Raw genomic sequence first — 23,130 nt, 5'->3', positions numbered from 1 at the left:
CCAGGCTGAGGCTGATCGAAGCAAGTTGTGCGCCAGCCCTCAAGGCTTGGTGGTAGGACGGATCGAGTCCCATTCGGTGACGAACGCGGTTTTCGACTTTTTGCTGTACAGGCACAGCTCAGTGCCTTGCTGGCCTTTCATGTGTTTTTGCGGGTATTGGCCTTGTAGCAGCACGGCGGTGTAGCCGACGCGGTCATCGAATTGCGCGGGGCTGCCGACGGGTTTGGCGTCTTTGAGGCCGCTGGCCCTGGTGCAACTGGCGAGCACGGTTTTGTCGTAAGCGGCCCAGGCGTCGGGGCTGGAGGCGTGGGCCTGGGAGGCCAGGGCGGTGAGGCAGAGCAGGCTCAGGGAGAGGGTTTTCATGGTTGGGCATCCTTGGTTTGGCCAAGGTTTGAGTATGCCTGAGGATGAGAAGTTGCCTGGGCTGGCCTCTTCGCGAGCAAGCTCGCTCCCACAATTTGAAATGCATTCCAGGGTGGGAGCGGGCTTGCTCGCGAAGACGGTCGATCAGTCCGGCACAAGTTCCCGGCGAACCACAATCATCCCGGCACTCTCATACAAACGCTGCGCCCGCAGGTTGTCTTCAAGCACCTTCAGATCGACAAAACCTTCACGGCGTTGCTGAAACACCTTGAACGCATTCAGCAACAGCGCTCGACCCAGTCCACGACCCTGAGCGCGCGGGTGAACCACCAGATTCTTGATGTATGAACTGGTCCAGCATTGCGCCACGCCGATCACGCCTTCGTTATCGCGGGCGATAAAGCACAAATCAGGATCGTATTCGGCATCGCTCTCGAAGCGCTGCTGCCATTCCTCCAGTGCTGGCACGCGGCCGCCACCCTCGCGGTAGCCAAGTTGCATCAGCTGATGCACGGCCGCAGCGAGTTCCGGACGATAAGTGCTCAGCTCAATGCCTTCCGACCAGTGGATCGGCGGCACGTCTTGACGAAGGTCGCGCCGCATCAAAAAGCAGTACGTCTGGCCCAAAACTCAGTGACCGTTGGCCGCGACGTGTTTGGCCGCTTCGATCAGACGTTGGGTCAGCTCCGGCGACGAGAATTTGGTCAGCACCGCGTTCGCCCCGGCCAGGCGTGCTTTCTCGCTGTTCATCGCGCTGTCGAGCGAGGTGTGCAGCAGCACGTAGAGGTGGGCGAAGTCTGGCGTCTCGCGCAGGGTGCGGGTGAAGGCGTAGCCGTCCATCTCGGACATTTCGATGTCGGAGACGATCAGGTTGATCTGCTGTGCGGTGCCTTGCAGATCCAGCAGGCAGTCGATGGCTTCCTTGGCACTGCGCGCAGTGTGGCATTGCAGGCCGAGGTTGCGCAGGGTGTGCACCGATTGCTGCAGCGCCACCTGGCTGTCGTCGACCACCAGAATCCGTGCGTTGCCCAGTACCTCGGCGTCTTCCATGCTCAGGTCGGTCGGGGCCATTTCGATCTGCGCCGGGGCGATGCTGTGGATGACTTTCTCGATGTCGAGCACTTGTACCAGCGTGCCGTCGACCGAGGTCACACCAGTGATGTAGGCGCGCGAGCCGCCGGAGCCGAACGGCGGCGGCTTGATGTCGGTGGTCAGGCAATGGACGATTTTGCTCACCGCCTGCACATGCAGGCCCTGCTTCGAACGGCTGACATCGGTGACGATCAGGCAGCCGCCGTTCGGGTCTTCCAGGGGGCGTTCACCGATGGCGCGGCTGAGGTCGATCACCGACAGCGACGCGCCGCGCAGGGTGGCGATGCCTTTGATGTGCGGGTGCGACTCGGGCATTTTGGTCAGCGGCGGGCAGGGGATGATTTCACTGACTTTCAGCAGGTTGATCGCCATCAGCTTGCCGCTGCGCAAGGTAAACAGCAGAAGCGAAAGTGAATCTGCGCGGGCTTTGGTGGAAGACATATAAACCTTCTGTGGAAAAAGGTGATGGGCGAGGGTGCAAATCGCCAGAAACTATTGATGCCGGGTTATCGACTTGTCGGGGGCAGGCTTTAGGCTCAATCCTCAATCCGGGTCAAACGTTGTGGCGAGGGAGCTTGCTCCCGCTGGAGTGCGAAGCGCTCCCATAACCATCCACCGCGGTGTATCAGGTTGGTCATGTCCGCTGCTTTTGCGACTGCTGCGCAGCCGAGCGGGAGCAAGCTCCCTCGCCACAATGGAGGTCTATCTCATCCCAAGGCGTTTAGCCATCCGCCCAAGATTCGCCCGGTCCAGCCCCAACTCCCGCGCCGCGCTGGCCCAGTTATCCTGGTTACGCTCAAGCGCAGCACTGATCAACTGCCGCTGATATTGCTCGGTGGCACTGCGCAAATCGCCGCTGATCAACGGCATCGCGGGCACCTCGGCAACCGGCTCCACCGAGTTATCCACAACCTCCCGCGGCAGATCCAGATCCGCCGCGCTCAAACTGAGAATCTTCGGCCGCACCTTGCAGTTGCCCAGCGCCTTCAGCGCGCTACGCCCGATCAAGTGTTCCAGCTCGCGCACGTTGCCCGGCCAAGTGTAGGCGAGCAACGCGTCCTGGGCGTCGCTGCTCAGGCGCAGGCTATTGAGGCCCATGCGCGAGCGGTTCTGTTCCAGAAAAAAGCCGCTGAGCAGCAATACATCGCGCCCACGATCGCGCAGTGCCGGCACTCGCAGCGGGTACACGCTCAAGCGGTGATAGAAGTCGGCGCGGTAGCGGCCGCTGCGCACTTCTTCGGCCAGATCGCGGTTGGTCGCGGCGATCAGGCGCACATCGACCTGATGTTCCTTGTCCGAGCCGAGCCGCTGCAACTGGCCGCTTTGCAGCACGCGCAGCAACTTGGCCTGTACGGTCAGCGACAGTTCGCCGACTTCATCGAGAAACAGCGTGCCGCCATTGGCCAGTTCGAACTTGCCGCGGCGGTCGCTGGTGGCGCCGGTGAAGGCGCCGCGCACGTGGCCGAACAGTTCGCTTTCGACCAGAGTATCGGGCAGGGCCGCGCAGTTGAGGCTGATGATCGGTTTGTCGGCGCGCGGGGAGGCGGCGTGGATCGCTTGCGCCACCAGTTCTTTGCCGACCCCGGTTTCGCCGGTGATCAGCACCGTCAGGTCGCTGCCGCCGACCAGGTTGATTTCCTCCACCAGCCGTTTGTGCGCCTTGCTCTGGCCGATCATTTCGCGCTGCTGCTGACCGCTGGCCTGGCGGTAGACCTCGGCGCGCTGGTGCTCGTCTTCGGCACGCAGTGCCAGGCGTTCGATGCGTTCGGCGGCGTTGACCGTGGCCGATGCGAGGCTGGCGAAGGCTTGCAGGGCGTCGAGTTCGATTGGTTCAAAACGCTCCGGATCGAGCGCGTCGAGGGTGATCAGGCCCCAGAGTTTTTCATCGACGAACAGCGGACAGCCGAGACAGTCATGTACCTCGAGGTGATCGCCCAGACCATCGACCAGACCGTCGTAAGGATCGGGCAAGTCGCTGTCGGTGGCGAACCGCGTTGGCCCGGCGCCGTCCAGCAGGATCTCGAAACGGGGATGTTCACTGACCTTGAAGCGCCGGCCGAGAGTGTCGGTACTCAAACCATCCACCGCCAGCGGCACCAGCCATTCGCCGTCCAGGCGCAGCAGTGCGGCGGCATCGCACGGCAGCAGGGCGCGCATGGCTTCGAGCAGGCGTCGATAGCGCTCGCCCTCGGGCAGTTCGCGGGACAGGTCGGAGACCAATGGCAGTAGAGCGGTGAGCAAGGATTTGGCGGTCATGGTCTTGTAGTCAAAGAGACTCTATGTAGTCGCGATGACTATAAAACGCTTTGAGTCTAAATGACTACGTAAAAAATAAGCCATTGATTTATAACGATAATTAATCTGGCACGAAAGCTGATAAGCCTAAGGTAATTCTCAAAAAGCTCAGGAGTCACTCTTATGCTTAGCGTCCAGGATCGTGCCATTATCAAATCCACTGTGCCCCTGCTGGAAAGCGGTGGTGAAGCGCTGATCACCCACTTTTACCGCATGATGCTCTCTGAATACCCTGAGGTTCGCCCGCTGTTCAACCAGGCGCACCAGGCCAGTGGCGATCAGCCGCGCGCGTTGGCCAACGGTGTATTGATGTATGCGCGACACATCGATCAGCTCGACCAGTTGGGCGATCTGGTGGCGAAGATCATCAACAAGCACGTCGCCCTGCAAATCCTTCCGGAGCACTACCCGATTGTCGGCACTTGCCTGCTGCGTGCCATCTCCGAAGTGCTCGGTGACGAGATCGCTACGCCGGAAGTGATGAGCGCATGGGGCGCGGCGTATGGGCAACTGGCCGAAATCCTGATTGGTGCCGAAGCGGCGATTTACGACCAGAAAGAACAAGCGGTCGGCGGCTGGCGCGGCGCGCGGGAGTTCATCGTGGTGGACAAGGTCGAGGAGAGCGCGGAAATCATTTCGTTCTACTTCGAGCCGGCGGACAAAGGCCCGATCCTTGCCGCAGAACCGGGTCAGTACATCGGCATGAAGCTGATCCTCGATGGCGAAGAAATCCGCCGCAATTACTCGCTGTCGGCACTGGCCAATAAAGGTCAGTACCGCATCAGCGTCAAACGCGAACCGGGTGGTCGTGCGTCCAACCACTTGCATGATCAACTGCACGTCGGCGCGAGCATTCAGCTGTTCCCGCCATCGGGCGAGTTCACCCTGACTGAGAGCGACAAGCCGTTGGTGCTGATCAGTGGTGGGGTCGGCATCACGCCAACTTTGGCGATGCTCGAAGCGGCGCTGCAAACCGAGCGCCCGGTGCACTTTATCCACTGCGCGCGCAATGGCAGCGTGCATGCGTTCCGCGACTGGGTCGATGGGCTGGCGGCGCGTCATCCGCAGCTCAAGCGCTTTTATTGCTACGCCGAAGACGACGGCGTGAGCCCGGCGGCGGACAAAGTCGGGATCCTCAGCCAAGAGCAATTGGGTGAATGGCTGCCGGCGCAACGGGATGTCGACGCTTACTTCCTCGGGCCGAAGGGCTTCATGGGCGCGATCAAGCGGCATCTGAAAGCGTTGGGCGTGCCGGAGCAGCAGAGCCGTTATGAGTTCTTCGGGCCGGCTGCTGCTTTGGAATAATCCTTAGGACTGAGTCGCCTTCATCGCGAGCAGGCTCACTCCTACAGGGGCGGTGGCGTACATGAAAATGGTGTACGAAGCAGATCTCTTGTAGGAGTGAGCCTGCTCGCGATGGCCGTAACGCAATTTTGATTCTTAAAAAGTGTTTAAAGGTTAATCGTTTCTTAACCGGTTTATCGTTTATTCCCCGATGCTGATGATAGGCGCTCGTTCGTTTAACTGATCAGGATCGCCCCCGTGTCGCACATCATCTTCTCCTCTCGTTCGAGCCTGGCAATGCTTGGCTTGTCGGCCGCTTTGCTGGCCAGTCCGTTTGCTTCGGCCGAATCGGCGTTGATCGCACCGGTGCCGGACCTGAGCTGCGAGATCGAGCAAATGATCATTGCCGGCGACCGCGTGGTGGTGCATCTGCACTTTCGCGGACACTTCAGTGGGACGTTCAAGACTCTCAAAGGGCAGGGCCAGCGTGTAGACTTCCGGGCAACCGATATCTATCAGATCGACAACGGTCGCATCGCGGCCAATTGGCATATCGAAGACAACATCAGCCTGCTGGCGCAACTGCAAGCGCAGCCGCCAGCCAGCTGAACCATGGACATACAAGGGAAACGCGATGAGCGAGGAAACGATTCGACTGGGACGTGAGCGGCGCTTTCTGGTGCTGCTGGGCATCATCTGCCTGGCGTTGATTGGTGGCGCGCTGTACATGCAGATCGTGCTGGGCGAGGCGCCATGCCCGCTGTGCATCCTGCAGCGTTATGCATTGCTGCTGATTGCGCTGTTTGCCTTTATCGGCGCGGCGATGCGCACCCGCCGCAGCATCACGGTGTTCGAAGTGCTGGTGGTGATCTGCGCGATCGCCGGTGCCGGTGTCGCCGGGCATCATGTGTACACCCAGTTCTATCCGGCGGTGAGCTGCGGCATCGATGTGTTGCAGCCGATTGTCGACGACCTGCCGCTGGCGAAGATCTTCCCGCTGGGCTTCCAGGTCGACGGTTTCTGCTCGACGCCGTACCCGCCGATCCTCGGCCTTTCGCTGGCGCAATGGGCACTGGTGGCGTTCGTGCTGGTGGTGATCCTGGTGCCGCTGCTGACCTCGCGTAACCGAAAAGCACTGCGCTGAATCAACTCTTCGGCAGATTGGCCGATACAGAAAACGCCCCGATTTGCGTATCAGCCGATCGGGGCGTTTTGCATTTCAGAGTGATTGTGAAATCACCGTGACGAACGGCAATGGAGAGTGCGGCAGATGTGCGACATGTTGTCACACGCGCCCTGTCGCAGGGGCTTTCGGCGACCCGGATTGGCGTAATGTTACAAAAAAGGATTGGTCTGTTTCGGCGTTTTTCTGGTTTTGCACGCGGGTGCCAGATCAGGCAGTTTTAACAGGCTCTGGCAGATGGCCAGAGGCCTTTGAATATCGGGCTTTGCGCCGATTCGCTGCCGGGAAAATCCCTTCGGAGCTGTCTGAACTGAGGTGTATAGGCCTACATTTTTTGGTGTTTTTGTTGAGAATCGATTTCGATAACATGCGGAACTTTTGCAAAAACGGTGATGGATTGTTGCTCTGAGCGATAAAAATTATTTCGGGATAAGACATGGTGTATAGGGCGCTACCTATCTACAATCGCCCGCACTGAATTCCCGGCACTGTTCAGCCTTTATTAAGGAACTGGACAGGAAGTCGGGTGTCGAGCGGGCCGAAAGGCTTTTGCGACACCCAGGTGTCGGTGCCTTCCAACTTTCCGCACCAAATGGAATTGGTCTGTAACAAGGCCTTTGACCACGAATTCGAATAAGAACTGACCGCTGTCCCAAGGTTTTGTCGAGCGTCTGACGCGCGACGGGCGGCCCTTATTCAATCCAAAGAAAATGCCAACCCTTGGCAGGGTGAAGTGTTGGCGATCAAAACCCAACTGCATTGCGCAAGCTGCTTTAGAGGTCGTGAGATGAGTAAAAACAGGTACCCCAGATTACTAGGCCTAGTGCCGCTGCTCGGCACGTTGTTGCTGGGAGGCTGCAACATGACCCTGCTCAATCCAACGGGCCAGGTCGGCCTGGAACAGCGCAACCTGATCATCACCGCCACGCTGCTGATGCTGTTGGTCGTTGTGCCGGTTATCGTCATGACCTTCCTGTTCGCCTGGAAGTACCGCGCGTCCAACAAGGATGCCGTCTACACCCCGAAATGGTCGCACTCGACCAAAATCGAAGTGGCGGTCTGGACCATCCCGGTTCTGATCATCATCGCCCTGGGTTACATCACCTACATTTCGACCCACAAACTGGACCCGTACCGTCCGATTGAATCCGACGTCAAGCCGGTGACCATCGAAGTCGTTGCGCTGGACTGGAAGTGGCTGTTCATCTATCCGGAACAAGGCATTGCCACGGTCAACAAGATCGTGTTCCCGGCGCACACCCCGGTCAACTTCCGGATCACCTCCGACGCCGTGATGAACTCGTTCTTCATCCCGGGCCTGGGCGGCCAGATCTACGCGATGGCGGGCATGACCACCAAGCTGCACCTGATCGCTGACCGCAACGCTGAAATGGACGGTATCTCCGCCAACTACAGCGGCGCTGGTTTCACCGGTATGAAATTCAAAGCGATCGCAACTTCTCAGGAAGATTTCGACGCCTGGGTAAGTGAAGTCAAAAAGGCACCTAAACAGCTTGAACAAGCTGAATACGCAGCCCTTGCCAAGCCAAGCCAGAACAATCCAGTCGAGCTCTACTCCTCGGTCACGCCGAACCTGTTCCAGACCATCGTCGACAAGTACGAAGGCATGAAACCGGGCAAGCCGCTGAAGCACGAGAAGAAAGAGAAAGAAGTGGCGGCAACGGACATGGACTCGAATTCGCATTCAGCTGCCGGGGCAGAGGAGTAAACGATGTTTGGTAAATTAAGTTGGGAAGCGATCCCTTTCCACGAGCCGATCGTGATGGTCACCATCTCGATGATCGCGCTCGGTGGTCTGGCGTTGTTCGCTGCAATCACCTACTTCAAGAAGTGGACCTACTTGTGGACCGAGTGGCTGACGTCGGTCGACCACAAGAAAATCGGTGTGATGTACATCATCGTTGCCATGGTCATGCTGCTGCGTGGCTTTGCCGACGCCATCATGATGCGTACCCAGCTGGCCATGGCCACCGAGGGTTCGCCTGGCTACTTGCCACCTGAACACTATGACCAGATCTTCACCGCTCACGGTGTGATCATGATCATCTTCATGGCGATGCCATTCTTCACCGGCCTGATGAACCTTGCAGTGCCGCTGCAGATCGGCGCGCGTGACGTTGCCTTCCCGTTCCTGAACTCCCTGAGCTTCTGGCTGCTGGTGTCCGGCGTTGTGCTGATCAACCTGTCCCTGGGCGTCGGCGAATTCGCCAAGACCGGCTGGGTTGCCTATCCACCGCTGTCGGGTCTGCAATACAGCCCTGGCGTGGGGATGGACTACTACATCTGGGCGCTACAGCTATCCGGGTTGGGTACGACGCTGACGGGGGTCAACTTCCTGGCCACCGTGCTGAAAATGCGTACCCCTGGCATGAAACTGATGGACATGCCGATCTTCACCTGGACCTGCACCTGGGCCAACGTTCTGATCGTGGCTTCGTTCCCGATCCTGACCGCTACCCTGGCACTGCTGACCCTCGACCGTTACATGGATTTCCACATTTTCACCAATGAACTTGGTGGCAATCCAATGATGTACGTCAACCTGTTCTGGGCCTGGGGCCACCCTGAGGTTTACATCCTGATCCTGCCGGCATTCGGCATCTTCTCGGAAGTGATCTCGGCGTTCACCGGCAAGAAACTGTTCGGCCACCACTCGATGATCTACGCTTCGGGCGCGATCTCGGTACTGGGCTTCATGGTTTGGCTGCACCACTTCTTCACCATGGGTTCGGGTGCCAGCGTCAACGCCTTCTTCGGTCTGGCGACGATGCTGATTTCCATCCCGACGGGTGTGAAACTGTTCAACTGGCTGTTCACCATCTACCAGGGCCGTCTGCGCTTCACCAGCCAGGTTCTGTGGACCCTGGGCTTCATGGTGACCTTCGCCATCGGCGGCATGACCGGCGTACTGCTGGCCATCCCGGGTGCTGACTTCGTTCTGCACAACAGCCTGTTCGTGATCGCGCACTTCCACAACGTGATCATCGGCGGTGCGGTATTCGGTTACATCGCAGGTTTCGCGTTCTACTTCCCGAAAGCGTTCGGCTTCAAGCTGCACGAAGGCTGGGGTAAAGCAGCGTTCTGGTTCTGGATCTCGGGCTTCTTCGTCGCGTTCATGCCGCTCTATGCACTGGGCTTCATGGGCATGACTCGTCGTCTGAACGCCACCACCAACCCTGAGTGGGTACCGTACCTGTACGTTGCCATGTTCGGTGCGGTGATGATCGCTGTCGGTATCGCCTGCCAACTGATCCAGCTGTACGTCAGTGTGCGTGACCGCAACAAGCCAGAGAACATGTGCGAACACGGTGACCCGTGGAATGCCCACACTCTGGAATGGTCGACCTCGTCGCCACCTCCGTTCTACAACTTCGCTGTGCTGCCTAAGGCTGACTGCATCGACCCGTTCACCGAAGCCAAGGAAAACGGTACTGCGTACCAGGCTCCGGCCAAGTACGAGCCGATCCACATGCCGAACAACACCGCCACTGGTGTGGTGATGGGCGCACTGCTGACCGTCTTCGGTTTCGCGATGATCTGGCACATCTGGTGGTTGGCGATCGCCAGCCTGGCCGGCACTGTCATCTACTTCGTGATCCACGCGGCACGTGACGACCAGGGCTACATGGTTCCGGTTGAAACGATCGAGCGCATCGAAGCCGAGCAGCACAAGCGTCTGGTCGCGGCAGGGAAAATCCCGGCCAATGCCACCCGTGTAACCTCGTTGGAACAGGCTTAAACCATGTCGAACTTAGTGACCAATGTTGGACACGCCCATGGTGACCATGGGCACGATGACCATCACCACGACTCGGGCGAGATGACCGTATACGGTTTCTGGCTCTACCTGATGACCGACTGCATTCTGTTTGCGTCGATCTTCGCGGTGTACGCGGTACTGGTAAACAACGTCGCCGGTGGCCCGTCGGGCCACGACATCTTCGAACTGCCATACGTGCTGGGCGAAACCGCTCTGCTGTTGTTCAGCTCGATCACCTACGGCTTCGCCATGCTGGCGTTGTACAAAGGTAAAAAGCAGCAGGTTCTGGGCTGGTTGTTCATGACCTTCCTGCTCGGCGCAGGCTTCATCGCCATGGAGATCAACGAGTTTCACCTGCTGATCTCCGAGGGCTTCGGTCCTAGCCGTTCGGGCTTCCTGTCGGCGTTCTTCACCCTGGTCGGTACCCACGGTCTGCACGTATCCGCGGGTCTGATCTGGATGGGCATCATGATGTACCAGGTCAACAAGCACGGCCTGACGGCGACCAACAAGACCCGTCTGAGCTGCCTGAGCCTGTTCTGGCACTTCCTGGACGTGGTGTGGATCTGCGTATTCACCGTTGTTTACCTGATGGGGACTCTGTAATGGCTAATGCACACTCCCATGACAGCCATGATGCTGGCCACGGCAGCGTAAAGTCGTACGCCATCGGCTTCATCCTGTCGGTGATCCTGACCGTCATTCCGTTCGGCCTGGTGATGTTCCCGACCTTGCCGAAATCCACCACGCTGGCAATCGTCCTGCTGTTCGCGGTAATCCAGGTGATCGTTCACCTGTACTACTTCCTGCACCTGGACCGTTCGATTGCACAACGTAACAACGTGATCGCGTTTGTCTTTACGGCCATCGTGATCCTGCTGCTGGTTGGCCTGTCGCTGTGGATCATGTTCAGCATCCACACGTACATGATGGCGAAGTGAGGTAGACCCGATGTCGCTCAAGCACTTTATCCAAATCACCAAACCGGGGATCATTTTCGGTAACGTGCTTTCTGTGGCAGGCGGGTTCTTCCTGGCCTCGAAAGGGCATGTAGATCTGGCGGTGTTCCTGGCCGCCATGATCGGCACTTCCCTGGTTGTGGCCTCCGGTTGCGTGTTCAACAACTGCATCGACCGCGACATCGACCTGAAGATGGAACGCACCAAGAACCGGGTGCTGGTGCAGGGCTTGATCTCCCTGAAACTGGCCCTGGTCTACGCGACCATCCTTGGTGTTCTCGGCGTTGCCTTGTTGTACAAGGTGGCCAACCCGTTGGCCGCCCTGTTCGCGGTAATCGGCTTCATCATCTACGTCGGCTTCTACAGCCTGTACCTCAAGCGCAAGTCGGTTCACGGCACGCTGGTGGGCAGTCTGTCGGGCGCCATGCCGCCAGTGATCGGTTACGTTGCCGTAACCAACAGCTTCGACATGGCCGCACTGACCCTGCTGGTGATGTTCAGTCTGTGGCAGATGCCGCATTCCTACGCCATCGCGATCTTCCGTTTCAACGACTACCTGGCCGCATCGATTCCGGTGCTGCCCGTCAAGCGCGGAATCGAAGTGGCCAAGAAGCACATCCTGCTCTACATCCTGGCGTTCCTCGTGGCGACCTTGATGCTGACCTTCAGCGGTTACGCCGGCATGAGCTACCTCGCGGTCGCCGCGGCCATGGGCATGTACTGGTTGTACATGGCCTGGACCGGCTACAAGGCGGTGGATGACACGGTCTGGGCACGCAAGCTGTTCGTGTTCTCGATCTTCACCATCACCGCCCTGAGCGTCATGATGTCCCTGGACTTCAAGGTGCCGGCCGAGCTGCTGCTGACGTACGCGCCGTAAGGCTGGATGGCTTTAAGAAAAACCCCGCACATTGAGAGATGTGCGGGGTTTTTTGTTGGGTGCTATTTAAGGTTGAGCGTGTCTTTGGGAAACGACTGTCTGCTTATAGAGAGATCTCCTACCTTCAGAAAACTTTTCATTAGTTAGGATCCCAGAGGCTATTTTCTAATGGGGCAGGTTTGGGTGAAAAAGCGCAATCTGTTTGCTGAGTTAATGCAGGGCGTCGCAGAGATGGCGGCACACCGTGAAAATGTGGCGAAGGATGCCTCAGCGGCCGGTTGCTATCACTTCGTGAAACACCTAAATTTGGATCCAACTATGTCGATGACCTGCCACAAATCGAATCTCCGGCAATCATCGGTCTTAACCTGCGGTTCTTCATGCACTGATCAAAAGGCTGGGCGAAATGACTGAGAGGATGACCTGCGACGAACGCTTCATTGCCCTGGCACAAGAGCTGAACTACGACATCTATGGCGAGAACACCGCCGGCGGCAATTACGCGCCGCTGATCCGCCACCGCGATGAGTTGTACATCAGCGGCATGGTGCCGCGGGTCAATGGCAGGATTCTGTATCCCGGTCGTGTGGGGTTGGAGTTGAACCTCAAGGATGGCCAGGCCGCCGCGAGCATCAGTGCCATGCGCTGCCTGGCGCTGATCGTCGATGCGGTGGGTTCGCTGGACAAGATTCGGGCGTTGTTGCGGGTCACCGTGTATGTGAAGTCGACTCCGGACTTCGTGGACCTGAGTGAAGTGGCCAACGGTGCATCGGACGTGTTCAGCCATGTGCTCGGCGATGCCGGTCGGCACACTCGCACTACGGTCGGTGTCTATCAGTTGCCGAAGAACGCCGCGATTGAAGTCGACATGATCGCGGCGGTACAGCCGGAAATCTGACCGGCGCACCGCCCAACAAAAAGCCCCGCCTGAATCTCAGAGCGGGGCTTTTTTGTCGGCGCCGGGATTACTGCGCGGCGATGCTGTAACCATCGAACGCGGTCTGCTGCTGCAGCGCGGTGATGATGTTCTTGCGGTTGATCGCGTGTTCGGTGCCAGCGTTGTCGACGAAGGTTTCGCCTTCCAGCTCGGCTTCTTCGCCTTCACCGACGAAGGTGAAACCGAGGAACTCCAGCGCTTCACGGTCAACGTTCAGGCGCGAACGCGGAGTGCGCAGCGGCAGGGTCACGCTGCTGCCGTCCTTGCTGATGGTGAAGATTTCCAGTTCTTTCTTCTTGGCAGCCTTGCCCTTGCCGCCACTCGGATTGCTGATCGCCTGGTGGGTCTGATTCAGCACTTTGAGCGCGAGGCCGTAAACGATTTCCTGGAACGCCGGATCGTCCTTGAAGCAGGACAGGATGCGGCCGATCGAGAACTTGCTGCTCAGGTCTTCGAGGGCGGCGAGGTCGGCGGCCTCGGCGTCTTTCAGCGCCTTGAGCTGACCCATCAACTCGTAGGCCTTGTCATCATCGAAGCTGTCGTGCGCCTGACGGATCGCGGCGCGCAGCTCGCGGATCTGGTCGCTTTCGCGGGTCGACTGGAAAGCATCCAGCACCATCTCGCTGATGATTTTGGCTTGTGGAAGGTGTTGTGAAAGATTGATGGAGTTTTCGTATTCCGCTTTGGATGATTCGGTGACTACGGATTCAGCGGTGTTGAAATCGGACATTGAAATTTCACTACTTTTTTAACTGGAGTGGAGACGAGAAAGCGCGAGGTCTTTTTCAGGCCGGTTAATTTAGGGGAGCGGGGCAGCGTTGTCACGGACCAACCGGTCTGCCGGTCGAGTTTTCTATCGGCATCCACACATGAGCGGTATGCGCCGCGCTATTTCAGGCGCGGACGCTCCATGGCTATTACCGATGAGTGAAACCCCAGACTCGCAAAAAACGCATCCGCGCCTTCTCGCCCTGCCCGCAGCATCCAGGTGATTTCAGCGTTATCGCCCATGACGTGCTCGACGAGTGCGCGCCCGACGCCAGCGCGGCGGTGCTGGCCATCAACCACGACCATTGATAGATAACCGTTGGATAAACCATCGGTGATGCCCCGGGCGAAACCGATGATTTGCTCGCCGCTCAGTGCGACGGCAGTGCGTTGCGAGTTTTCGATCAGTTGAGCGAAGTAATCGCTGGAGCCTGTTCGGTGTCCCCAGCCATGTTGGCCGAGAAACAGCCGGACTGGCTCCACTTCAGCGCGCAGCAGATTACGTATGGTGATGTGGGTGTTCATAGTCTGACAGCGTCCTTGGTGGCAGTTATTCGAGCGTAGTTGATCGCGACCGGCGTCAGGCTCTGCCCCACGTCTGCATCGCGAATTCGACAAACCGACGCAGCTTCGGCAAACGATAACGATCCGGCGCGTACAGCAGATGCAAAGGGCGGCTTGGTGGCTGGTAATCGGGGATTACCGTCACCAGTTTGCCGTCGCGCAGATCCTGTTCCACCAGCGCGTCCGGCAACATGACGATGCCCATCCCGGTGCGCGCCGCCTGATGCAGGCCGGCGGACGTGTTCATCAGCATCGGCCCGCTGACATCCACCAGAATCTCGCCGTCCGGGCCGCTGAGGCGCCAGCGTTTTTCCACCGATTGCCAGTCGTCGCCGGCAGGGTATGCGAAGGACAGGCAGTCGTGTTGTTGCAGGTCTTCCGGGGTGATCGGCATGCCGCGTCGGGCGACGTAGGCCGGCGAGGCGCACACGGTCAGGGTGTAGTCGATCAGCGGCCGGGCGATCAGGTTCGACTGCTCGAAATGCCCTAGCCGAAATGCCACGTCGAGGCCGCTTTCCAGCAAGTCCGGTCGGCTGTTGGTCAGCACCACGTCCATCTTCACCTGCGGGTACTGCAGGGAAAATTCACTGAGCGCCGGGGCCAGGCGTTCGACACCAAAGGTCAGCGGTGCGGTGATGCGCAGCAAGCCGCGCGGCTCGTCGAGGGCCTGTTCGGCCAAGCGCTCGGAGTCGGCCACCAGACCCAGAACGTCCAGGCAGCGCTGGTAGTAAACGCTGCCGAATTCGGTCAGTCGCTGGCGGCGGGTGGTGCGCTGCAACAGTTGCACGCCGAGCCGTTGCTCCAATGCGCGCAGGTGATTTCCGACCATGGTCGTGGACATTTCGCACTGCAACGCAGCTGCCGTCATGCTGCCCGCTTCCACGACCTTCACGTACACGCTCATTGCCTGCAACAGGTCCATTATCAAGCTCTGCTTTTAAATGATTGAAGTTTTGCCGAGTTTATCCAGTTCTGGTGGCTAACCATACTGCAAACAAACCGACCTTCACTGGAGTTTGAAGTCATGACCGCCGCCCTGATGAACACCTACCAATCGCTGGCCCTTAGCTTCACCAGAGGCCTGGGCACTCGCCTGTGGGATCAGGCCGGTCGTGAGTATCTGGATGCCGTCGCAGGCGTCGCGGTGACCAATGTCGGGCACTCGCACCCACGGATCGTCGCGGCCATCAGCGAGCAGGCTGCAATGCTGCTGCACACCTCCAACCTGTACAGCATCGACTGGCAGCAGCAACTGGCCAAACGGCTGACGGAGCTGTCGGGCATGGATCGCGCGTTCTTCAATAACTCGGGTGCTGAGGCTAACGAAACCGCACTGAAACTGGCGCGCTTGTACGGATGGCGCAAGGGTATCGAACAGCCGCTGGTGGTGGTCATGGCCAATGCGTTTCATGGCCGCACGCTGGGCACGTTGTCGGCCAGTGATGGCCCGGCGGTGCGCCTGGGCTTCAATGATCTGCCGGGAGATTTCGTCAAAGTACCTTTCGGTGATCTGGCGGCGCTGGATCAGCTGCAGCAAAAGCACGGCGAGCGGATCGTGGCGATTCTGCTCGAGCCGATCCAGGGCGAAAGCGGTGTGCAACTGGCGCCGCCCGGCTACCTCAAAGCCCTGCGCGACCTGTGCAATCGGCACGCCTGGCTGTTGATGCTCGACGAAATCCAGACCGGCATCGGCCGCACCGGCCAGTGGTTCGCGTTCCAGCATGAAGGCATCGTGCCGGACGTCATGACCCTGGCCAAAGGCCTCGGCAACGGCGTGCCGATCGGCGCCTGTCTGGCACGGGGCAGGGCGGCTGATCTGTTCACGCCCGGCAGTCATGGCAGTACGTTCGGCGGCAACCCGCTGGCTTGCCGGGTCGGCTGCACGGTACTGGATATCATCGAAGAACAGGGCTTGCTGGAAAATGTCCGGGTGCAGGGCGAACGCCTACTCACCCGCCTGCGCGCCGAACTGGCAGACAATTCCAATGTGTTGGCGATTCGTGGGCAGGGTTTGATGATCGGCATCGAGCTGAAACAGCCGATTCGCGATCTGACGCTGATTGCTGCGCGCGATCATGGGCTGCTGATCAATGTGACGCGCGGCAAAACGATACGGCTGCTGCCGCCGCTGACGCTTGATGAGCGGGAGGTGGAGATGATTGTCAGAGGTGTGGGGCGCGCCGTGACCGCGCACTGACGCGCAACCGACCCCCCTGTAGGAGTGAGCCTGCTCGCGATAGCGGTGTATCAGGCGATATACATTTTGAATGGCCTACCGCAATCGCGAGCAGGCTCACTCCTACATTGGAAAAGGTGCACGTCAGTCCGGATAATCCCCCAACTCCGGCGCCAGCATCCGGGTCTTCACCGCCCCGTTCGAATTGTGCTGAATGATCTCGCTCGGCTGTCCCTGCTCATTGAAAAACACCTGGCCGATCCCCGCCGAATTCCACAGCCGCTCACCCGCTTCGGCATGTTCCGGGGTGTACGGCACGATGCGCATGCGTCGGCGTTTGGTGAACCAGTTCAACGGCGAGCGCGGCGAGTAGAGCCAGCGGTTGAGGCGGTCAAACCATTCCAGCAGGGTTTTCGGGAACTCGTTCTTGATCCCGCTGCTGGTGATCTGCCAGATCCGTGGCCCGGCCTTGCGGTGTCGGATAAGCACTTCGTAGACGAAGGAATAATGCACATCGCCGGAAAGCACCACGTAGTTTCCGGGTGTGCGGGTGTGTCGGAAAATGTTCAGGATCACCTGCGCGGCACCACGATGTGCCATCCAGTTTTCCGCGTCGACCAGCAGCGGATAGCCGCACCAGCTGAAAACCTTCTGCACGGTTTCTATCAGCTTCACGCCGAAGATCGGCGCGGGGGAAACGATGATTGCTGATGGATGATCGAGCAGTTCCTGCTGCAGCTCGCTCAGCGCCTCCCAGTCCAGCAAACCGGAGGGTTGCTTGAGTGCCATCTCGCTGCGCCAGCGCCGGGTGCGGGTGTCGAGCACCACCAGCGCGGGGCTGCTCGGCAGCACGAAATGCCAATGCTGAAAGCGCAATAAGTCATCGATCAGCGCGTCCTGCACCGGGCTGTCGAGATAACGATCATCACCGCTGGCGCTCAGACGTCGTGTGTTCTCCAGCACATCCTTGAACGCGTCCGGATTATTGCCCCAGCCCTGGCACAACATGTACGCGATCAAGGCGTTGCCGATGATGCGTTTGGAGAACGGATGGCCGTAGGCGGTTTCCTCCCATTGCGCGGAAAGGTTCCAGTCGTCGGTGATGTCGTGGTCATCGAAAATCATCAGGCTCGGCAGGTGCGCCAGCGCCCGGGCGACCTTGTCCAATCCAGCCTTGAACGCGTCGATGCGGGTCTGCTCCAAGGTGTAGCGCTTCAAGCGTTCAGGCGTCAGCGATGGGGCAGCAGGATTGATCAAAGCCCAGGCAACCGGCGACCACACCAGCAAATACATCGCTATGACTTCGGCGAACGTCACCAGATGATTGTCAGCACTGCTGCTGGTGAAAATCGGCTTACGCGCACCGCCGAAAAATCGCTCGCGCAATGTCTCGTTGCTCTCCAGCGCCGGTAACAGATCCGCACGGTGGTAGTAACTGGCCGGGTGTTCGTAGAGTTTGGCGCTGTCGCTGACCACGGCACCTTCGAGGTGTTCGTCGAACAGGCCGAGACGTTCGATCAAGGTATGAATCGCCCGCAGCATCGGGCCGGCAACATCGTCTGCGTAAACCTGATCGCCGCTCATCATCAGCAGGGCCGGGCGTTGTTGCGGATCGGTTTCGCCAGACAGCAGTTGGTCAACGCACAGCAGACCGTCAGCCGCCGGATGATGGGGCTTGCGGCAGGAGCCATGCAGCAACTGATCAATCCGTGAGCGCACGACAAGGTTTGGACAGCGGGCATTGCCGTACAGCAGGTGCGGCGCCCATTCGGCGATGGGCGTCTGGCCGTCGATCAGCAGGTCATAGTCGATGCGCGTGTCGCAGGGCAGGGGGCTGTCGAGCGTAACGTCAATCAAATGGACGAACGCATGACGGCCTACGGCAATGACCGTGCATTTCCCTGCATCGAGAGGAATGTCTCCTACACCTTGCAGGCGCAGGGTCAACGACAATTCGCGGGTGCCGACCAGCCACAGCACCACTCGCGTCGGTTCCAGCCGTCGCAGCAGCGGGCCGGCCAACACGGGAGGCAGCGGGTTCAGATCAGCAGGTATCGAAGACATTCGGGGGCAAAGAGCTCAAGGCGCACAAGCCGGCGATGATAGCGCAGCCGGCGCCTTGAAACCCTTAAACAAGGCTTAAGAGTCAGCCTTCTGCAGCTTCAGCGCGAGCAGTCGCCATTCGGCGGACGCGGGTTGCTCCTGCACCGAACAGTCGAAGCGATAAGTGACGTCATCACCGTTCATGTTGCGCGCGGTGATCTTGTTGCTGAGGGTGTAGACCTGATCCTTGAAGCGCTGGGTGACGATGGCAGAGCTGTCGGCAAAACGCGCCGACGCCGGGAAGCGCAAAGCCCCGGTCACGTAAGGACTGCACATGACATACGCGAGCATCGATTTATCACTGTCGGCATTCTGCCCAAGCTTGTCGCGCAGCGCGGTGAACGCTTTGCGGCCCTGCGCGTCGCTCTGATCCAGAACGGCTTTTTCCGACATCGACTTCGGTGCCCGGCTGGCGTAGTTCGGCAGGAGTGCGGAGTCGCGGGGCGAAGGCTGATTGTCTGGCTCGATAGCGGCGAACCCGGGAGCGTTTTCCAGTGCCACGGTCGTCGTATCCGACTCGGCTTCCGGCAGCAGACTGGTGGTCACTTCGTTCTGGGTAATCACGTCTTCGGCTGGCGCCCGCTTGGGCTTATGCGCCGACGGGAATAACGACAGGAAGATCGACAGCACCACCATGCCGACGATAAAACCGCCCGCCGCGCCAACGATGTTGCCGTAAAACAGGTTCCAGCTGCCGCGGTTTTTCACCACCCAGCGCCACATCAAACCCCAGGCCGCGACAAATGCCAGAAAACTCAGAAACTCCATTCGATCCTTTCCTTAACCCTTCAATAGCCTGCAAAACAGCACTCACTGGCGGTGAGTGCTGAAGATGGACGGCAAGATATCAAAATAGAGGTCTGACGCCACGAAGACATTCACATGCCGAGATTGGGCGGATTGATCTGAGCAAAAAACATGATCGCCGTTATGCCGGCCACTACGCCGCAAAGGCCGGCCAGTAGCTGACGCGCGACAGGATGTTCGACCTGTGAGCGACGGGCCACCAGCATCCATACACCGCTCAGCGCCGCAGCGGTTGCGAGCATTTCCAGAATCGATCCCACGAGCCCCGGAACCGGTGGCCGGCTAGAGCCGAACAGACCGACACAAAGCTGCGAAACCACCAGGCCGACAATCATGCCGCTGGCAGCGCCCAACACATTGGCGAGTAGCAGGTTCCACGCGCCACGCTGCCTGACGACCCAGACCCACATGCCTATCCAGGCGATAAAGAAAAACACAACATCCATCGTATCCATCCTTCGAAACCAGTCGCTGTACAAACGCTCGGCACCTTGCCGACAGTGGACGGCAAGATAGCAAAATAGTAGCGTCGCGCCACTTTCTTGATTCCTGTAATGGACTACTCATGTCAAAAGTCGCTTCTGCTCTGCGCACGCTTTGTGCAATCACCTGCGCCGCTGTCATTACCCCGGCATTTGCCGAGTGGAAGGAGCCTCCGGAAAGCAGCTGGGAGTATTACCTCGCCAACTGCAAGCGAATGCAGGAAAAAATCGCCGACGTCCAAAGCGGTCGCGTACCCAGCGCCTATGAGGTGATCGGCGACCTCGACAATAGCCTGCGGAGCATGAACCAGCGCCGCTCGAACCTGACGCCCCAATACCTCGGCTCCCGCGAATTCGCGCAATGCGAAAACGTCGCCGGCCAAGCCGAGGCAACCATTGCGCAAGGCAATGCCGAGTTCGCCGCCAGAATGAACCAGGCTGCCGAGCAAGGCCGCATCGCCCACCAAAACTCCCCCGAATACAAACGCGCCCGTTCACTCGGCTACAGCGACGTTGGCGAGATCTCCTTCCTGAAACTGCACGAAGACATGGACGGCGAAGCCCGCCTGAAAACCATGCTGATCACCGTCGACGAAATCTGCGGCCAACACTTCCGCGCTACGCAGTATGTGAAGCCGTATGTGATCTATACCGTGCGCCCGTCGGATGGCGGCTGTGGCGAGGAAAAACGCGTGGCGATCGTCGGTGGCCGGTCGGTGGAGAAGGGCGATTACATTGATGAGCGGGGCGAGTTTCAGTATGTGGGCTGGAAGAAGATTGTGGGGGCGGATGGGTTTCCCACGGATATTCGGGTGTTGAAGGCGCGGCGCTGAAAGGTCAGCGCGTGAAGCAACTGATCAGAGAATGTCTTTCAGATAACCCTTGAGCGCGAGGAGCGGCTGATCAAGCTGCTCCAGCGACTGCGCCTGACGGAAATCGGCTGACAGCTTGTGCAGCTCCCGCCCCAACGGTTTCTCGACCCCGCCCAACGCATCCATCGCCAAGCCCAGGCACTCGTTCATCTTGAACTGGATGGTTTCGACATCCCTGCGACGCACCAGCAGTTCGAACACGTCTTTCTGATAGTCACCCATGACCATGTCATCCCGCAGAATCGGACTCAGGCCTTCCTCCTCGTAAGCGAGTTTGAGGGAGAACAGGGCGACGGTTTCCAGTGACGTTTCCATGGTGTGCCTTTAGCAACGTCCGTCAGTGTGAGAGTTGATGCCTGAATGTAACCACCGTTAGGTGCAAGATGCGGTGAACTACTTCAGAGGGGTGTGATTATACGGAGCGAGATCAACAAGTGCAGCCTAAAGGCAAGGCCGGGCACGCTGGAGCCGATCAACCTTGACGGTGAGCCTTCATACACTTGACGTTAACTGTTGGTTGCGAAGATGGCGACGACCATGGATTACGACGACAAGCACTGGATGAAGAGCTGGAGGAGTTTTCGCATTGGGACATTTTTTGAGTGAGCCAGAACTGAAAAATGTAAGGGTCGCACTCTCTGATCCGTTCAACGATTTCCCTGTGGATTACGACTACATAGCCAGTCAGGTAAAGAACATCGATCCCGGTGTGCTGTACGAGATCCTTTATTCAGAAGTCGCACCGGTGTGTTTCACCAATATTGCGGCTGCCGTGCCCTCTGTCTGGACGGGTTTCGACCCCGAGTCGCTCAATAGCATGATCAACGAAAGGCTGGCGGAGAGAGAGCGCAGTTGGTTTCGCAGGCAATTCGATAAAGCGCTGGTTCTCTGGCTCAAATACAACTACGGCTATATCTGGAAGGAAATTGCCCGCAGGTTGTGAGCGTTCGCGTACCGGATTTCTGATAAAAAACAAATCGCGGGGAGGTGCGGGGCGCGCGAGGTCTGCGCCACACGTTCACTTTCCGACAGACGAAAAAAAAGGCCTTGCTAAGCAAGACCTTTCTTAATTTTGGTGCCCGAGGGAGACTGTCGGGTTCCATATAATACGTGGCTTGCAGCGTTATTTTAACCAGAGGGATACAAGTAGGGATACAAATTCACTCCGGCTGCTTCCTTTCAAAAGATGCATAAAGTAATTCAAGACGAGCATGGGCGACAGATGCCTCAACGTGTTCAACGAAAGTCCTTACGTTCTCCATCGCCTCCGTAACCCAGGCAGTTGGGAATGAGTGTTCCTCTCCGTCCTTGTCCTTTCCATTCCGATGGACCACGTCGTGCCTGATTTGTACGATCCCAAGAAGTCGGACCTTGAGATCCTCGTCTGGAAAAATATCTACTTCTAAGGCGATTTTAAACATGGCTTCAATCTTAGGCAGGTTGTGATACAGCAACCCTTTGAGATACGTGCGGACCTTGTCGGTGACTACGTTGGGGTTTGCCAGGATGACATTCAACGGGACCTTCTCGGTTGACAGCTCCTTATCCTTTACCGTCAAACGCTGCATTGCCTTTGCGCTGAATAGCACTGCTTGTTGGAGTGTGTCCCCTAGATAGGCCTCCATCGAGCTGATCGTCTCGGCGAAAATCATTCTCTGAATTACCGCAGCAGAGCGCCTGAAAACTCCCGCTTCACTGCCTGAACACTCTGCAAGCACGTCGCCCAGATGATGATAGTTGGAGATGTAAATGTCGTAGGGGCTCTGCGGGATGGAGTTGTTCAGCCATTCATTCTCTTGCGATTCATCAGATGCAAATGCAGCGTCCTCTGCGCTGACGTCAACAGACGGGTGGTCGATCAGTTCTATAAAGCACCCAGCAGGGGAATTTTGAATGCTGATGTTGAACCACTCTCCGCATTGATCACACCCCATCTCTCCGTCGTCTTCAGACAACGAGTCCGATAGAGGTTCTACGGTCCAATCTACCTCTGGTACTTCTACAGTGGCGCAGGCCTCTTCCTTACAAATGGGACATTCAAATCGTGCTGTGGTGGTTGCAAGACCCATAGATAGCTCGTTCGTTTAGGACGGATGTTTAGATTATGGCTGAAAAACCGCCGGGGCCCCTGGAGCATACCTAAAGACACGGGGTCGGAAACCCGCGGGACTTTGGTAGCGGAGCGTGCTCCAGCTTACTGAAATTCAATCGTTGAAATTGAAAGGATCTTGAAGAAAAAGGGGCACCGTTACCGGAACGGTAACGGTGATCTCTGATCGGTGAATACATAGGGCAAATGCACAGGTGAACAGGCAGTTCACCGAGTTCACCTGTTCACTAAGCTGGGAGTTCTCCCGCTAACAAGGTTCCGCGGGTTTCCGACCCCGTGTCTCGAAGAAAACCTCAGGGGCCCCGGCACACTGCGGGAGATACACCTGACGTTCGCTGGTGGGATTGATGCTTACGGGGTGTGGGGATATGTACCCCACAAAAATGCGGTGTAACTCGTGTAACTGGTGTAACGATGGTTATTAAGTGACTGTATTTATTGATTATTTATGATGTTGCATCGGCTGCGTACACA

At 58.2% G+C, this 23,130-nt stretch carries 24 protein-coding genes; 12 read left to right on the top strand and 12 right to left on the bottom strand.

Features of this window, described 5'->3' with window-relative positions; translation table 11 throughout:
- Positions 1-39: 39 nt before the first annotated feature.
- The 4 genes from ACS4NR_RS16415 to norR form a co-directional block, all read right to left on the bottom strand.
- Positions 40-363, bottom strand: a complete 324-nt coding sequence (locus tag ACS4NR_RS16415; protein ID WP_456017894.1) for a hypothetical protein — start codon at positions 361-363, stop codon at positions 40-42.
- Between the two features lie 144 nt (positions 364-507).
- Positions 508-966 (bottom strand): GNAT family N-acetyltransferase, encoded by a 459-nt coding sequence (locus tag ACS4NR_RS16410; RefSeq protein ID WP_456017893.1) that lies wholly within the window; start codon positions 964-966, stop codon positions 508-510.
- Between the two features lie 27 nt (positions 967-993).
- The gene (locus tag ACS4NR_RS16405) at positions 994-1,896 is read right to left on the bottom strand and encodes a chemotaxis protein CheV (protein ID WP_007968390.1); all 903 of its coding nucleotides are present in this window, start codon (positions 1,894-1,896) and stop codon (positions 994-996) included.
- A 261-nt stretch (positions 1,897-2,157) separates the two neighbouring features.
- On the bottom strand, positions 2,158-3,711 hold the full coding sequence (gene norR / locus ACS4NR_RS16400) for a nitric oxide reductase transcriptional regulator NorR (RefSeq protein ID WP_456017892.1): 1,554 nt from the start codon (positions 3,709-3,711) through the stop codon (positions 2,158-2,160).
- Positions 3,712-3,873: 162 nt separating this feature from the next.
- Between norR and hmpA the strand changes: the two genes are divergently transcribed.
- The 9 genes from hmpA to ACS4NR_RS16355 all read left to right on the top strand — a co-directional run bounded on the left by hmpA (position 3,874) and on the right by ACS4NR_RS16355 (position 12,735).
- Complete coding sequence (gene hmpA, locus ACS4NR_RS16395; RefSeq protein WP_456017891.1) at positions 3,874-5,055, top strand: NO-inducible flavohemoprotein; 1,182 nt, start codon at positions 3,874-3,876, stop codon at positions 5,053-5,055.
- A gap of 237 nt (positions 5,056-5,292) precedes the next feature.
- Positions 5,293-5,643: an ester cyclase gene (locus tag ACS4NR_RS16390; protein ID WP_456017890.1), complete on the top strand. Its 351-nt coding sequence runs from the start codon at positions 5,293-5,295 to the stop codon at positions 5,641-5,643.
- Positions 5,644-5,668: 25 nt separating this feature from the next.
- Positions 5,669-6,178, top strand: coding sequence for a disulfide bond formation protein B (locus ACS4NR_RS16385; RefSeq protein WP_025109264.1), 510 nt, complete (start codon positions 5,669-5,671; stop codon positions 6,176-6,178).
- 826 nt (positions 6,179-7,004) lie between these two features.
- Positions 7,005-7,946 carry a ubiquinol oxidase subunit II gene (gene cyoA / locus ACS4NR_RS16380; RefSeq protein ID WP_027612162.1) on the top strand — a complete coding sequence of 314 codons (942 nt, stop codon included), beginning with the start codon at positions 7,005-7,007 and terminating at the stop codon, positions 7,944-7,946.
- Positions 7,947-7,949: 3 nt separating this feature from the next.
- Complete coding sequence (cyoB, locus tag ACS4NR_RS16375) at positions 7,950-9,977, top strand: cytochrome o ubiquinol oxidase subunit I (RefSeq protein WP_095136875.1); 2,028 nt, start codon at positions 7,950-7,952, stop codon at positions 9,975-9,977.
- Positions 9,978-9,980: 3 nt separating this feature from the next.
- The gene (cyoC, locus tag ACS4NR_RS16370; protein WP_003227982.1) at positions 9,981-10,604 is read left to right on the top strand and encodes a cytochrome o ubiquinol oxidase subunit III; all 624 of its coding nucleotides are present in this window, start codon (positions 9,981-9,983) and stop codon (positions 10,602-10,604) included.
- A complete protein-coding gene (gene cyoD, locus ACS4NR_RS16365) occupies positions 10,604-10,939 on the top strand; it encodes a cytochrome o ubiquinol oxidase subunit IV (RefSeq protein ID WP_047599258.1) in 336 nt (111 codons plus the stop codon). Before cyoC ends, cyoD begins: the two co-directional genes overlap by 1 nt.
- Positions 10,940-10,949: 10 nt before the next feature.
- Positions 10,950-11,837, top strand: a complete 888-nt coding sequence (cyoE, locus tag ACS4NR_RS16360) for a heme o synthase (RefSeq protein ID WP_003227980.1) — start codon at positions 10,950-10,952, stop codon at positions 11,835-11,837.
- A 406-nt stretch (positions 11,838-12,243) separates the two neighbouring features.
- Positions 12,244-12,735, top strand: coding sequence for a RidA family protein (locus tag ACS4NR_RS16355; RefSeq protein ID WP_456017889.1), 492 nt, complete (start codon positions 12,244-12,246; stop codon positions 12,733-12,735).
- 67 nt (positions 12,736-12,802) lie between these two features.
- On the opposite strand, the gene ACS4NR_RS16350 is transcribed toward ACS4NR_RS16355, so the two are convergent.
- The 3 genes from ACS4NR_RS16350 to ACS4NR_RS16340 all read right to left on the bottom strand — a co-directional run bounded on the left by ACS4NR_RS16350 (position 12,803) and on the right by ACS4NR_RS16340 (position 15,028).
- On the bottom strand, positions 12,803-13,504 hold the full coding sequence (locus tag ACS4NR_RS16350) for a hypothetical protein (RefSeq protein WP_166497722.1): 702 nt from the start codon (positions 13,502-13,504) through the stop codon (positions 12,803-12,805).
- 158 nt (positions 13,505-13,662) lie between these two features.
- Entirely contained in the window at positions 13,663-14,067 is a 405-nt protein-coding gene (locus tag ACS4NR_RS16345) for a GNAT family N-acetyltransferase (RefSeq protein WP_456017888.1), read from the bottom strand.
- 55 nt (positions 14,068-14,122) lie between these two features.
- Positions 14,123-15,028: a LysR family transcriptional regulator gene (locus ACS4NR_RS16340; RefSeq protein WP_047599263.1), complete on the bottom strand. Its 906-nt coding sequence runs from the start codon at positions 15,026-15,028 to the stop codon at positions 14,123-14,125.
- A gap of 102 nt (positions 15,029-15,130) precedes the next feature.
- Between ACS4NR_RS16340 and ACS4NR_RS16335 the strand changes: the two genes are divergently transcribed.
- Entirely contained in the window at positions 15,131-16,303 is a 1,173-nt protein-coding gene (locus ACS4NR_RS16335) for an acetylornithine/succinylornithine family transaminase (protein WP_456017887.1), read from the top strand.
- A gap of 123 nt (positions 16,304-16,426) precedes the next feature.
- On the opposite strand, the gene ACS4NR_RS16330 is transcribed toward ACS4NR_RS16335, so the two are convergent.
- The 3 genes from ACS4NR_RS16330 to ACS4NR_RS16320 all read right to left on the bottom strand — a co-directional run bounded on the left by ACS4NR_RS16330 (position 16,427) and on the right by ACS4NR_RS16320 (position 19,671).
- On the bottom strand, positions 16,427-18,346 hold the full coding sequence (locus tag ACS4NR_RS16330; protein ID WP_456017886.1) for an alkaline phosphatase D family protein: 1,920 nt from the start codon (positions 18,344-18,346) through the stop codon (positions 16,427-16,429).
- 75 nt (positions 18,347-18,421) lie between these two features.
- Complete coding sequence (locus ACS4NR_RS16325; RefSeq protein WP_456017885.1) at positions 18,422-19,153, bottom strand: hypothetical protein; 732 nt, start codon at positions 19,151-19,153, stop codon at positions 18,422-18,424.
- 110 nt (positions 19,154-19,263) lie between these two features.
- Positions 19,264-19,671, bottom strand: coding sequence for a hypothetical protein (locus ACS4NR_RS16320; protein ID WP_456017884.1), 408 nt, complete (start codon positions 19,669-19,671; stop codon positions 19,264-19,266).
- A gap of 86 nt (positions 19,672-19,757) precedes the next feature.
- Between ACS4NR_RS16320 and ACS4NR_RS16315 the strand changes: the two genes are divergently transcribed.
- Positions 19,758-20,507 (top strand): hypothetical protein, encoded by a 750-nt coding sequence (locus ACS4NR_RS16315; protein ID WP_456017883.1) that lies wholly within the window; start codon positions 19,758-19,760, stop codon positions 20,505-20,507.
- Between the two features lie 24 nt (positions 20,508-20,531).
- Here ACS4NR_RS16315 and ACS4NR_RS16310 read toward each other — a convergent pair whose 3' ends face one another.
- Complete coding sequence (locus ACS4NR_RS16310; RefSeq protein WP_367085650.1) at positions 20,532-20,861, bottom strand: hypothetical protein; 330 nt, start codon at positions 20,859-20,861, stop codon at positions 20,532-20,534.
- Positions 20,862-21,132: 271 nt separating this feature from the next.
- Between ACS4NR_RS16310 and ACS4NR_RS16305 the strand changes: the two genes are divergently transcribed.
- A complete protein-coding gene (locus tag ACS4NR_RS16305) occupies positions 21,133-21,489 on the top strand; it encodes a DUF7079 family protein (protein WP_456017882.1) in 357 nt (118 codons plus the stop codon).
- A 217-nt stretch (positions 21,490-21,706) separates the two neighbouring features.
- Here ACS4NR_RS16305 and ACS4NR_RS16300 read toward each other — a convergent pair whose 3' ends face one another.
- Positions 21,707-22,615, bottom strand: coding sequence for a hypothetical protein (locus tag ACS4NR_RS16300; RefSeq protein ID WP_456017881.1), 909 nt, complete (start codon positions 22,613-22,615; stop codon positions 21,707-21,709).
- Positions 22,616-23,130: the final 515 nt, after the last annotated feature.

The sequence above is a fragment of the Pseudomonas sp. JQ36 genome, from assembly GCF_053851495.1.
Note: the sequence above shows the minus strand (reverse complement) of the source record. Positions and strands in the feature narration are given on the sequence as shown.